This window comes from Bacillus swezeyi, assembly GCF_001969815.1.
GTDB classification, from domain to species: Bacteria; Bacillota; Bacilli; order Bacillales; family Bacillaceae; genus Bacillus; species Bacillus swezeyi.
On the sequence record NZ_MRBK01000011.1, the window covers coordinates 32,326 to 45,767 of the forward strand.

Here is a 13,442-nt window from a genome sequence, read left to right on the forward strand (position 1 = left end):
TCAAAACTCCTTTTTATTGATTTTTGCGTTAAAAACCGTTCTGGTTTCATCAAATGATGCTGTTAATCCATGCACCCGGATTTTCCAGATACCTTCTTCGTTCAAGTTTAAATTTTTTGACTGGAACACGCCCTTTTCATTTTTGGAAAGGGTGAAGGTGCTTTCCTTGCTGTCGCCGAAAAGCCCTGTTTTCGAGACCGTTAAGTCGATTTTCTGAATATCTTTGATCACTTCTCCGTTCCGGTCCCTGACAATGACTTCAAATGTATTCGATCCGGGCATGTTCGGGCTGATTCTCAGTGACAGGGTTTCTCCGTCCGTCAGCTGTTTTGTTTCATTAAACGGCTGCGGAAGCGGTGCCGGCGGGCTTGGAATATTGGTGAAAACGGCTGTTGTCAAGAGAATGAGAAGTCCGATTGCCCATTCGGCTTTGATCGTGCGTCCAGAGTTTTTCGGTTTTTTTCTGAAGCGGACATAATGAAATGCTCCGAAGCCGATCATCATCAGGACGAGTGCTGATTTCATGAGAAGCGTTTTTCCGTAATGGGTCTCCAGAAGGTTATTCAATGTGTGCACAATGAAAAAACTGTTTAACAGTCCAGAAAACACGATCATCCCCGCTGAACCGAGCGCCCATGGTGAAAATCGTCTGATCGTCGCCCAAATATGGTCTTTATCAGGCTTGAGCCAGTCTTTTCCGAAAAACAGCACAATGGCCGCGAGCCCCCCGGTCCAGACGGAAGCTGCCGTCAAGTGAATGAAGTCCATAGCTGTCGTCATATAGCTGTAGCTCGTTGCAGCGGCATGGCCGGAAAGTGATTTCACAAATAAAAGACCCATAAACAGGATCATACCCGCTATGCCGTTCAACCGGCCGGCTTTCAGCGAGAAAACGGCAAGCAGAGTGATCAAGGCGATGTTGATCATCCATAACATCCCGCCTGTCGTATGCAGAAGCGTTTCCTTTAACAGCCCAGGCTGAAAGGCATCTGCCCATGAAACACCAGCATTTGTTTTTGTCTGCAGCGGCAGCTGAATGATGATGGCAGCGCCGATGAAAAGGAGTGCGAGCTTCATAACCCGCTGAACGCGGCGGCGCCTGTTTTGCGGCCAGCCGTTTTCCGGACGGTGCCAGACAAGCTGAAAAAGGACGGCTCCCATGAACAGGGAAAAGCCTGTATAAAGAAGCGCGCGTTCGATGACGGTATCGGCCGAAGGCAGGTTTGCCGAGCCGCTCTGCTGGTCTTTCGGCAATCCGCCTTGTATGTTCCCGATGCTGAATGGGATCGTTCCTGAAACGGGATGCCCGTCAGCTGAGACGGCCCGCCATTCAGCCGAATAAATATCATCCTTTAAATTGTTATTCAGCTTGACGGTCATGATTTTTGGGTTTTGCGGATCGATTTGAGTCTTGCCTGAATCGACGCGCTTGCCCGAAGAATTTCTGACCGTTATCGAATGAAACCCTTCCTGTATCGCTTCATTGAACTCAATTTTCATTTGGTCCGGCGCTTTTTTCAGCTCTTGGTTTTCTGCAGGCGCCGAATTGACGATATAAGCGTGAGCAAAGGCGGCTTTTGGCAGCAGGATGAAACAAAGAACGGCCATGACTGTCCAGAGTGTTGCTCTTTTCATAACATTCATCCAATCTTTCATCAAAAATTTCACGTTTTCAGGCTGCAGCAGCTGTCCTTCATATTTTTCTGAATGTCTCGCGCTGCATCATCGAAAGATAAAAGCTTTCCCCCGAAACCCTTTTTAAATTTCTCCGCATCAGCTGCCGAAGCGAACGGAATCGCCTGCGGCTCGCAGCAATGCAAATGCAGCTCCGCATCCAGCAGAAAAACGGCCATTCTTGCGCTGATCGTTGTATCCAATAAAAAGTCCCTGCAGATGATCTGTGATATATCATCCTTTATTTTTTCATAACGCAGCATGGCGCAGTGGGCACAGCAAAAGTGTTCAATCCGGCTGTCGGTTCTTACGATCTGCACGGACAGCCTCGAGTTTGCCGCTCCTTTTCCGCAAACGAAACAAAGCTGACCCGGCTGCTGTTTCGGCCGGTTTAAAGCGATTCCGCCCGCCGTCTTGATGACTTGGCCGTTTTCGATAAGCGGTTTAATATCACGGTACACTGTCATTTCCGAGACGTTCAGTCTTTTTGAAATGTCCGAAATCCGGAGCGTCTCCTCTTCTTTGATCCATGATAAAATTTGCTGCCTCCGTTTAATTGGTAGCATTCTCCCCCTCCATTCTTCATTCCTATATGTATTAGCCTAGTAGATTGAAGCAAAAGAAACAAGCAGGAGATGATAAAAAATGTGATAATATGTTGAACTTTAACAACGGTGTTTTGCAGTGCGCATTTCCTGATGGGAAATGGGTGAAACGGTACGGTTTCAAAATTCTTTTGTCAGGAAATGTAACAGGTTTGAACGCTTTAGCAAAGCAATGTGAAATAATAATACGGAGTTCAACAACTGCAGAGGGGAGGGAGAATATGGGGAAACAAAGGTTGGTTTTAATAGGAAACGGCATGGCGGGGGTTCGTTCGATTGAAGAGATTTTAAAGCTGGAAAAGGAGTTTGAGATCGTCATCATCGGCAGCGAGCCCCATCTGAATTATAATCGCATTTTGCTGTCTTCCGTCCTTCAGGGCGAAGCTGATATGCCGGATATAACGCTCAGCACCCGCAGCTGGTATGAAGAAAACGGGATTGCTCTTTATACTGGAGAAACAGCTGTCAGAATCAACACTGATAAGCGGACGGTGGCTACTGACCAAAACCGTGAAATATCCTATGACAAGCTGATTATCGCGACAGGATCTTCCCCGTTTATCCTCCCGATTCAGGGTGCAGACAAAGAAGGGGTATATGGATTTCGCACGATAGAAGACTGCCGGGCATTCATAGATGCATCAAGACAGTTTCAAAAAGCGGTCGTCATCGGCGGAGGTATTTTAGGGCTTGAGGCGGCGATGGGACTTGTGAATCTTGGGATGGACGTCGATGTGGTACAGCATTCCTCCCATATCATGCAAAGCCAGCTTGACCCGCCTGCATCTGCCATGCTGCAGGATGAGCTGGAACGCCGGGGCATTCGTTTTCTTTTAGAAAAAGATACGGAAGAGATTTTGGGAACGGGCCGAGCCGAGGGGATGCGGTTCAAGGACGGAACGAAGATTCGCGCCGATCTGATCGTCATGGCTGCCGGTGTCAGACCGAATATTGAGCTGGCAAAGACGAGCGGCATTTCGATCAACAGGGGCATCATCGTCAACGACTATATGCAGACAAATGTCCCAAATGTTTATGCTGTCGGAGAATGTGCGGAGCATAATGGAATCGTATATGGATTGATCAAGCCGTTATATGAGCAGGGAGAAGTGCTGGCAAAGCATATTTGCGGCTCGGAATGCGGCGGATATCATGGGTCCGTCCAGTCCGCAACTTTGAAAATAGCGGGAGTCGACGTATTTTCAGCGGGCAACATCACAGAGGATGAAACGACAACGGCCATCAAACTACTTGATGAGTCAGCCGGAATTTATAAAAAAGCGGTTTTTCAAGCTGACAAAATGGCCGGTGTCATCTTATACGGGGACACAAGCAGCAAACAAAAGCTGCTCGAAAGCATCGTAAAACAAAGGGATATTACAGTTGTGAAAAAAGAGTTTTTTCAATCCGGGGAAGAAAATTCAGTTGCTTCAATGCCGCTTGGAGAAACGATCTGCCAATGCAATGCGGTTTCAAAAGGAACGATTATCGAAGCCGTCCGCATCCACGGGTTGAAAACGGCTGATGATGTGAAGCGCTGTACAAAGGCTTCCGCATCCTGCGGAGGCTGCAAACCGTTGATCGAAGAATTGCTGATTCATGCCTCAGATCAGCAATATGACGCACAGATCGCAAATAAAGCGATGTGCTCCTGCACTTCATTAACGGAAGATGAAGTCGTGAACGAAATACAGATGAGACATCTTTCTTCCGTTCAGGACGTCATCTCAGCGCTGGGATGGAAAAACAGCAGCGGATGCTCTTACTGCGTGCCTGCGATTCATTATTATTTAAGGATGATTCGGCCGCGGGCGGAAGAAAGCGTCCTGTTTGAGCCGGAGCAGGAAGGCGGCACATCCGTGCTTGTTCCGCAAATGTACGGAGGACGGACAAATGCCGATGAGCTGAAAAGGATTGCCGATGTGATCGAAAAATACCACATTCCCCAGGCATTTATTACACACGGGCAAAGGCTGAGGCTCTCAGGAGTCAAACGGGAGCATCTGCAAAGCGTAAAAGAAGAGCTGCAAATGCCTGTTTGTCCGCCGCAGAAGCAGGCGATCGGCACGATTAAAACATGTTCATGCGGACCTGATGACGCGGTTCAAACATTGGCGGCTGATTTGGAAAGAGCAGCGGAATCCCTGCTGATTCCGGCGAAAGTCTCGATCGGAATATCGGCATGCTTGGATGATTGTGTATATGCAGCCGTACAGGATATCGGAATCCTTAAGGCAAACAGAGGATGGGACATATATGCCGGCGGTCAAGGAGGCCAAAACGCTTCTGCCGGAGAGCTGCTGTCTGTGGCTGAAACGGCGGCGGAAGCTGGAGAATTGCTTAAAGGTTTTCTCCAGTATTACCGTGAAACGGCAAATTACCTTGAACAAATCAGGCAGTGGATCGAACGCGTCGGCATCATTCATATAAGAGAGGTTTTATTTGATAACTGGCTTCGAAGTCAGCTGATCGAACGGCTCAAAGCAGAAAAGAGGCTGATGGAGCAAGAAATGATAAAAGGGCTGATGTGAAGTGACAGAGTTCATGCTGAAATACTTTCGCACAAAGCAGAAAGAAGTACAATCCGAAAAAACGTATGATACGCAATGCCCATTTTGCAGCATGCAATGCAAAATGCAGCTTATCGAACAAACGATTGTTACAAGAAAAAAGTACAGCGCGGTTGGAAAAGACAATCCGACAACAAAAGGGCGCTTATGCATGAAAGGAATGAACGCTCATCAGCATGCATTTCATTCAGAGAGGATCACCCACCCGCTGCTCAAAAAGAACGGCGAGTTTGTGCGTGTCTCCTGGGAAGAAGCGCTTCAATATATCAGAGAGCAAGTGACAAGCATCCAAACTAAAGACGGTCATGATGCATTAGGGGTTTACGGAAGCGCGTCTATTACAAACGAAGAAGCCTATCTGCTCGGAAAATTCGCCCGTGTGGCCTTGCAAACGAAGCATATTGACTATAACGGCAGGCTCTGCATGTCAGCCGCGGCAACAGCGGCAAATCAAACCTTCGGGATGGATCGGGGGCTGACAAATGCACTTTCTGAGGTTCCGCATGCAAGAGTGATCATGCTTGCCGGCACAAACATCGCCGAATGCCAGCCGACGATCATGCCTTATGTTGAAGAAGCGAAAGAAAACGGCGCCTATATCATCGTCATTGACCCCCGTGAAACGGCAACAGCCCAAATCGCTGATCTGCATATGAAGATAAAGCCCGGGACAGATGCCGCCCTTGCAAACGGCATGCTGAAGATCATCATTGAAGAGCGGCTCACAGACGAGGCTTTCATCAAACAGAGGGCAGAAGGCTTTGAGGGTGTGAAGCGCTATGTGACATCTTTGTCTTTGGAGGATATTTCAGAGCAGACCGGTGTACCGATTGAACAGATGAGAAAGGCTGCCGTGAAATTTGCCCGTGAAGAAACGGGCATGCTCTTTACCGCAAGAGGAGTTGAGCAGCAGACAGACGGAACGGCAGCTGTCAGGAATTTACTGAATATTCTAATATCCGTTGGGAAGATCGGCAAATTCGGCTGCGGCTACGGGGCCATCACGGGACAAGGAAACGGACAGGGAGCAAGAGAGCATGGCCAAAAAGCAGATCAGCTGCCCGGATACCGTTCGATCGAAAATCAAAAAGACCGTGCTTATATTGCAAATATTTGGGGAATTGCGGAGGAAAACCTGCCGCAAAAAGGGGTCTCGGCTTTTGAAATGATGAAAAAGGTTCATGAGGGAGAGATTACCGGAATGTTTTTGATGTGTTCAAATCCTGCCGTATCCAATCCGAATGCCAATTTTGTCAAAGCAGCTTTAAAAAAACTTAAGTTTTTTGCGGCAGTCGATTTGTTTATTTCAGAGACGGCAAGGCTTGCAGATGTCATTCTGCCCGCTTCATCCTATCTTGAAGACGAAGGGACGATGACGAATGTAGAAGGCAGGGTGACATTAAGGGAGGCATCGAAACCATGCCTCGGGGAAGCAAGGCATGACTGGCAGATTATTTGCGACATCGCAGCTGCGCTTGGAAAAGGCCGTTTTTTCTCCTATGAATCTGCTGAGGACATTTTTAATGAACTCCGCAAAGCGAGCCGGGGCGGAATCGCCGACTATTCGGGAATCACCTATGAACGGATCAGAAAGGAAGGCGGCATTTTGTGGCCTTGTCCTGAACACCGGCACCCGGGGACAAAGCGTCTGTTTGAAACGGAATTCTCTCATCCGGACAAAAAAGCAAAAATGTGTGTCGTTCCAAATGAACCGACTGTTAAAAAAGACGAGCCGACTGAAGATTATCCGCTGTGTTTAACGACCGGGAGGGTGATGTCACACTATTTAACCGGTGTGCAGACGAGGAGGAGTGCAGCCCTCAGAGCGAGACATTTTGAATCCTTTATGGAAATCCATCCGAAAACGGCGGAGAAATACAAGATTGAAGACCGCGTTTTGGTGAAGATCGAATCAAAAAGAGGCAGCATCATCGTGAGAAGCAAATGGTCTGAGTCGATCAGGCCTGACACCGTTTTTGTGCCGATGCATTGGGGGGACTCGCAAAATGTGAATTGCTTAGTCGCAGAAGATTTGGATCCTTCATGCCAAATGCCGGGCTTTAAGGTTTGTTCCGTCCGAATTCGTCGGGCCGATGACAAAGATGTGAATAAACTGTCATAAAAAGTCATAAAAAGTTTACAAAATTAAATATAATTTGTGATAGTTTTAAAGATGTAGATGAAATACATTTTTTGGACGACATTGTGAATTGTTTTGAAAAAGGGGAGGATCATAGTGAAAAAAAAGCAGCTAGTCCTTGTTGGGAATGGTATGGCCGGGGTCAGGGCCATTGAAGAGATACTCAAAGTGTCAAGCGAGCAATTTCAAATCACGATTTTCGGAAACGAGCCGCATCCGAACTATAACCGAATTCTTCTTTCTAAAGTGCTGCAGGGAGATACGGATATTAAAGACATTACACTGAATGATTGGGATTGGTATGAAGAAAACGGCATTCAGCTATTTACAGGTGAAGAGGTTGTCAAAGTCGATCCTGAGGCCAAAACCGTGACAACTGATTCCGGAAGGGTTCAGCCTTATGATGAACTGATATTGGCGACAGGTTCTCTCCCTTTTATTCTGCCATTGCCTGGAGCGGATAAAGAAGGTGTTACGGCTTTCCGCGATATCAAGGATACGGATGTCATGCTCGAGGCTTCCAAAACGTACAAAAAAGCGGCTGTCATCGGCGGCGGTTTGCTGGGCCTTGAAGCTGCGCGCGGACTGCTCAACCTTGGCATGGACGTCACCGTTATTCATCTTGCGCCATATTTAATGGAACGCCAGCTTGACGCGACTGCGGGCCGTCTTTTGCAAAAGGAATTGGAAAAACAGGGCATGACATTTCTGCTTGAAAAGCAAACAGAAGAAATTTACGGAGATGAACGTGTAGAAGGATTAAAATTTAAAGACGGATCAACGCTTGATGCTGATTTGGTCGTCATGGCAGTCGGAATCAAACCGAACGTTCAGCTTGGAAAAGACTGCGGAGTCCCAGTCAACAGAGGGCTGATCATCAATGATTATATGGAGACTGAAATCCCTCACATCTATGCTGTCGGGGAATGCGCCGAACATAGAGGAATTGCCTATGGGCTTGTCGCGCCTCTTTATGAGCAGGCCAAAGTAATGGCCAAGAAAATCTGCGGCGTTGAGACGAAGCCGTATGAAGGTTCTGTTTTATCAACACAGTTAAAGGTTTCCGGAGTCGAGGTATTTTCCGCAGGCGACTTCAATGAGGACGATGATGAAGGCAAAAAAGCGCTCAAGGTGTTTGACGAACAGGACGGCATCTATAAAAAAATCGTGCTGCGTGGAAATCAAATCATCGGAGCCGTATTATTCGGCGACAGCAGTGAAGGCAACAGATTGTTTTCGATGATTCAAAAAGGAGCCGACATTTCAGAAACTTCTAAAGTTTCAATCTTGCAGCCTTTGAATCAAGAGGAAGGCATGAGCATTACTGCGGCAATGAGTGATGATGAGATCGTCTGCGGCTGCAACGGCGTTTCAAAAGGAATGATCGTGCAGGCCATTAAAGAACAAGGCTGTACGTCAACGGATGAAATCAAAGCCTGCACCGGTGCTTCCCGCTCTTGCGGAGGCTGTAAACCGCTTGTAGCGGAGATTCTCCAGCATACACTCGGCTCAGAATTTGACGCATCCGCCCAAAAAGAAGCGATTTGCGGATGTACTGACCTTTCAAGAGATGAAGTGGTAGCCGAAATCAAAGAGAAAGGCCTGACACATACGAGAGAAGTCATGAATGTGCTCGGCTGGAAAACGGCAGAGGGCTGTTCCAAATGCCGCCCTGCGCTCAACTACTACCTTGGCATGATCAATCCGAAAGAATATGAAGATGAAAGAGAATCCCGTTTCGTTAATGAACGGATGCACGCCAACATCCAAAAAGACGGCACATATTCCGTCGTACCGCGGATGTATGGCGGTGTCACCAATGCGAATGATTTGCGGCGCATCGCCGATGTTGTCGACAAATATGACATTCCTCTTGTGAAAATGACGGGCGGTCAGCGGATCGACTTAATCGGCGTCAAAAAAGAAGACCTTCCGAAAGTATGGACTGATCTTGACATGCCTTCAGGTTTTGCTTACGGAAAAACGCTCAGAACGGTTAAAACGTGTGTAGGCGAACAGTTCTGCCGCTTCGGTACGCAAGACTCAATGGCGCTCGGAATCGACCTTGAGAAAAAATTCGAGGGCCTCTACACGCCTCACAAAATTAAAATGGCAGTTTCCGCTTGTCCGAGAAACTGTGCCGAGTCCGGTATCAAAGATGTCGGTGTCGTCGGTATTGACGGAGGCTGGGAAATTTATGTCGGCGGAAACGGAGGGACGCATCTGCGCGCCGGCGACCTGTTAATGAAAGTCAAAACGACTGAAGAAGTCATTGAGGTGACAGGCGCTTACCTCCAATATTACAGGGAAACGGCCAACTATTTAGAGCGGACGTCCGCATGGCTCGAACGCGTCGGCCTGGAACACGTCCAGTCCGTATTGAACGATGAAGCAAAACGAAAAGAGCTGAATGACCGTATCAATGAAGCCCTGTCTGTCCACAAAGATCCGTGGAAGAACTTTTTGGAAGATGAAAAGACAACAAAGCAGCTATTCGAAAATGTTGTCACTTCTTAACGATAGAAACCATCTTGAGGAGGAATTCACATGGTGAACAAAGACTTAACAAAGGTATATGTTGCGAAAATCGGCGATTTGCCGAATCAACTGGGAAAGACAGTGGTTATCGAAGGTAAGGAAATAGCGGTATTCAAGCTTTCAAACGGCGGCGTCCGCGCGGTTGAAAACCGCTGCCCCCATAAAGGGGGCGTGCTTGCCGAAGGAATGGTAAGCGGCGAATTCGTATTCTGTCCGATGCACGATTGGAAGATCAGCCTTGAGGACGGCAAAGTTCAAGAGCCGGATACAGGTTGTATCCAAACCTATGAAACAGTGGTTGAAGGGGAAGACCTGTTTATTGTCTATTAAACAAGATTGACAGATTCGCTGCTCTAGGGAGAAAAGGATGCCGGTGCCGGCGTTTTGCCAAACGCCGCCATTCTTTTTCCGCTTAATGGTCAGCGGGGGCGCACTGAAAATCTGAATGTTGAAGAATATGGGTGAAAGCGGCAGCCTCATTGGATCACTCCTGATGTGATCCATCTTTATATTTAAAATCAAACGCATTCACAGAATCGGCAGATGGAAGGATGACAGTTGATGGGGAATGGGAAAGTATATTTTATAGGAGCTGGACCGGGAGATTCAGGGCTTATCACATTAAAAGGAAAAGCGTTGATAGAGTCGGCCGACGTCATTTTGTATGACAGGCTGGTCAATGCCCGGCTGCTTGAGCATGCAAAAGCATCTTGTGAATTCATCTATTGCGGGAAGCTTCCCAACCGGCATTTTATGAAGCAGAGTGAAATCAACGCTCTTTTGATCGATAAAGGTTCAAAAGGCCTTCATGTCGTCAGGCTGAAAGGGGGGGACCCCAGTGTGTTCGGCAGAGTCGGAGAAGAAGCGGCCGCCATTAGCGAACACGGCATACCGTATGAAATGGTGCCGGGGATTACCTCTGGAATCGCAGCGCCTCTTTATGCCGGATTGCCTGTGACCCACCGCGATTTTGCTTCATCCTTTGCCGTCATTACCGCTCATGATAAATCTGGAAAACCGGATATGGATTGGGAAGGGCTTGCCAGGGGCGTTCAAACGCTCATCTTCTATATGGGCATCAAAAATCTGGACTATATATGCGAGCAGCTGATCAAAAACGGCAAGTCTCCTTTTGTTCCCGTGATGGTGATCCAATGGGGCACATGGAGCCGCCAGCGCAGTGTAAAAGGAACATTGCAGGATATCCGGCAAAAAATAACGGAGCATCATATTAAAAATCCTGCGATTATCGTCATCGGCGATATCGTCTCTTTCCGGCAGCACAGCTGGTTTGAAGAAAAGCCGTTAATCGGCCTGAATATCATGGCCGTTCAAAGCGGAGAAGAAGAAAGCCTGCCGGCAGACGCATTGCGGGAACAAGGTGCTGAGGTCATTGAATGGCCAAAATGGAAGCCGCTTAAAACGGCGGAGAAAGATGTGGTTTTGCGTCAGATCGCTCGTTTCGACAGTCTGCTGTTCACATCGCAGAGAGCGGTGGATGAGTTTTTCAGCCGATGTAAAGCCCTGAAAATCGATGTTAGACAAATACGCGCCAGGCTTTACGCTTCAGAGCCTTTAGTAAAAGCAGCGCTTGAAGATCGGGGATTTCTAGCCTGTCTGCGGAAGGATATGCCTTTTTCGGGCGCATGTTTAATCATCGGCAGCCGGCAGGCCGTTCAAAATAACCCCCATCCCGATTGTGAGACGTTCATTACACATGATCAAATGATCGACGGCCGTTTTACATCGATTATGAAAAGGGAAATGAATGAATTTCCAATTGATATCATCCTGTTTTCGAATAGAAAATGTGTCGAGCTTTTTATGAAAGAGGCAGGCAGCATCGGCATGCCGCCTGAGGATGCTGCAGACCTCCATGCCGTCTGCCTTAGCGAAGAAGCGGGAAGAGCCGCTGTTGATTTTGGATTGAAGCATGTTCATGTTCCTGGGGAGGATGTCTCCCTTGAAGATTATTTAAATGAGCTGAAACATGACAGACCGGAAGTCTGCATCATAAACCGCTAAAAAAAGCAGGGGAATTCCCTGCTTTTTGCCATCTGTCATTATTTTTCGTATAAAGGTGCAATCCGATCAATTCGGTTTGTCCAGATGCCCCCTGTATAATATTCCGGAAGGCGCTTGATATCTTCAGGTGTATCAAAGCCGCTTGAGAAATGACTGCCGCTTTCGCCCGTCACAATCACCCGCGTATTTGCTTTATCCATCCGGTTCAAAAATCGATCCGGCCATCCCCACAGCCAAGGAGTAATCTTTTCAGGAATGTGCAATTGCGTATGTTTGCAGGTGTCCGGAATAAATCCTGTCCAGCCGGCTGAAATATATGGAATGAGACAGCTTTTCATCGTTTCTTTTGACATGACCCGCAGTGAGGGAAGCTCTTTCTTTAAAGCTGCAATCGGTTCATCGCCGCCATATACAGTCAGCTTGTTCAGCCGTTTTTGCGGAAGTTCGGCGAGTTTCCCTGCCAGTTGCACGCCTTCATTCAGGTCATTGCTTTTGATATGGATGAGAAGCGAACGATGTGGAAAACGTTCAAGAACCTCATCAAGCGACGGCATAAGGCCAATGCCTTTGCCGCGAAAAGGATGTGTTTTTCCGTGGTCAGCGGTATAGCCGTAACCGATATCAAGTTTTTTTAATTCAGCCATTGTATAATCCTTTGTCATCCCTGTGCCGTTTGTCCGGCAATCGAGCGTCCAATCGTGAAACACGGCGAATTTCCCGTTTTTAGTCGGTTTAATATCGAGTTCTACGATATCTGCTCCGGCTGCAAAAGCTGCTTCCATTGAAGGCAATGTATTCTCAAGATAAGAGTGTTCCGGCTGATCAATTCGCTCAGCCGTGCATGTATCATTCGTGATCCCTTCCATACGAAAGGTCTGTGACAGTCCTCTATGCGCCAAAAGCACCGGCTTTCCGCTCCGTTCTTTTACGAGAAAAGAAGAGTTGCCGACATATATAAAGGCAATAAATAAAAGGAAAATCCACCAGACTTTTCTCTTTGAAAGCTTTTTTCGTTTTTTCATGGATTCTCTGTAAATGAAGGGAACAAAACCGTTTTTAAATAATCAAGGTCAGCTTCTATGTGTCTTTTCATCGACTCAGCCGCTTTTGTCTCGTTTCTTTCCTGGATGTGCCGGAAAATCTCCTCGTGCTGGCTGATGATGTCAAAACTGCGCTCTCGTTTTTCAAGGTTTTTGCTTCGATAGAAAAAGGTGAGCGACCGCAAGTCCAGGAGCTGTTTTTGCAGACGGATATTTTCGCTCGCTTCTATGATTAAATCATGAAATTTCGTATTCAAGTGAAGGAGAGCATTGGCCGAGCCGCAGCTTTGTATTTCAAATTGATGATTCGCTTCGCGCAGCGTTTCTGCTATGAGCTCCAGCGTTTCATTTGCTGCAAGGCGCGTCGCCAAAGCGACGGCCAGTGATTCGAGCGCTTGACGGCATTGATAGATGTCTTCCAAGTCTTTAATGGTCGGTTCATATACTGTAATTCTTGATTTGTCGTCAATCAACAGGAGGCCTTCTTGCTCAAGGGTCCGTATGGCTTCTCTTACAGGGCTCCGGCTGACCTGAAGTTCTCTGGCGATTTTTGCTTCGTAGATTCGCTCACCAGGCTGATATTCCCCTTTAATAATCATATCTTTTAAATAATGGTGGACTTGATCATGGTAAGAGAGTGCACGTTGTATCGAAAACTTCACGCTGTTCACCTCATTCATTTTTCGCTGACAGAAATCACTAATAGTCTAGCAGAAATCGAGGGAAACCCCCAACCTTAATTTTCCACAAAATTGATCGTTTTGTGACAAAAAATTGTTGACTGCGAGTCTGTGTCAGCTATAATTGAATTATAGCTGTCGACAGTCGGCAGATTATTTTTTAATTATTA

General features: G+C 47.3%; 9 protein-coding genes. 5 read left to right on the plus strand and 4 right to left on the minus strand.

The genetic code is table 11. The features are described from left to right. Both BTA30_RS10465 and BTA30_RS10470 read right to left on the minus strand, forming a co-directional pair. The gene (locus tag BTA30_RS10465) at positions 1-1,635 is read right to left on the minus strand and encodes a copper resistance protein CopC (RefSeq protein ID WP_192855974.1); all 1,635 of its coding nucleotides are present in this window, start codon (positions 1,633-1,635) and stop codon (positions 1-3) included. Between the two features lie 29 nt (positions 1,636-1,664). Continuing rightward, positions 1,665-2,240: a DeoR family transcriptional regulator gene (locus BTA30_RS10470; protein WP_076761199.1), complete on the minus strand. Its 576-nt coding sequence runs from the start codon at positions 2,238-2,240 to the stop codon at positions 1,665-1,667. Positions 2,241-2,500: 260 nt separating this feature from the next. Between BTA30_RS10470 and nirB (BTA30_RS10475) the strand changes: the two genes are divergently transcribed. The 5 genes from nirB (BTA30_RS10475) (at position 2,501) to cobA (ending at position 11,552) form a co-directional block, all read left to right on the plus strand. Next, entirely contained in the window at positions 2,501-4,810 is a 2,310-nt protein-coding gene (gene nirB / locus BTA30_RS10475) for a nitrite reductase large subunit NirB (protein ID WP_076761200.1), read from the plus strand. A gap of 1 nt (position 4,811) precedes the next feature. After that, positions 4,812-6,971 (plus strand): assimilatory nitrate reductase catalytic subunit NasC, encoded by a 2,160-nt coding sequence (gene nasC / locus BTA30_RS10480; RefSeq protein WP_076761201.1) that lies wholly within the window; start codon positions 4,812-4,814, stop codon positions 6,969-6,971. 114 nt (positions 6,972-7,085) lie between these two features. Continuing rightward, on the plus strand, positions 7,086-9,506 hold the full coding sequence (gene nirB, locus BTA30_RS10485; RefSeq protein WP_076761202.1) for a nitrite reductase large subunit NirB: 2,421 nt from the start codon (positions 7,086-7,088) through the stop codon (positions 9,504-9,506). Positions 9,507-9,536: 30 nt separating this feature from the next. After that, positions 9,537-9,857, plus strand: a complete 321-nt coding sequence (nirD, locus tag BTA30_RS10490) for a nitrite reductase small subunit NirD (RefSeq protein WP_076761203.1) — start codon at positions 9,537-9,539, stop codon at positions 9,855-9,857. Positions 9,858-10,088: 231 nt separating this feature from the next. Then, positions 10,089-11,552: a uroporphyrinogen-III C-methyltransferase gene (gene cobA / locus BTA30_RS10495; RefSeq protein ID WP_076761204.1), complete on the plus strand. Its 1,464-nt coding sequence runs from the start codon at positions 10,089-10,091 to the stop codon at positions 11,550-11,552. Between the two features lie 38 nt (positions 11,553-11,590). Here the strand turns inward: cobA and BTA30_RS10500 are convergent, their stop codons facing one another. Together BTA30_RS10500 and BTA30_RS10505 are read right to left on the minus strand one after the other, a co-directional pair. Beyond that, a complete protein-coding gene (locus BTA30_RS10500; protein WP_076761205.1) occupies positions 11,591-12,574 on the minus strand; it encodes a glycerophosphodiester phosphodiesterase family protein in 984 nt (327 codons plus the stop codon). Continuing rightward, a complete protein-coding gene (locus BTA30_RS10505; RefSeq protein WP_076761206.1) occupies positions 12,571-13,254 on the minus strand; it encodes a GntR family transcriptional regulator in 684 nt (227 codons plus the stop codon). The genes BTA30_RS10500 and BTA30_RS10505 overlap by 4 nt, the downstream gene beginning before the upstream one ends. Positions 13,255-13,442 lie beyond the last annotated feature (188 nt).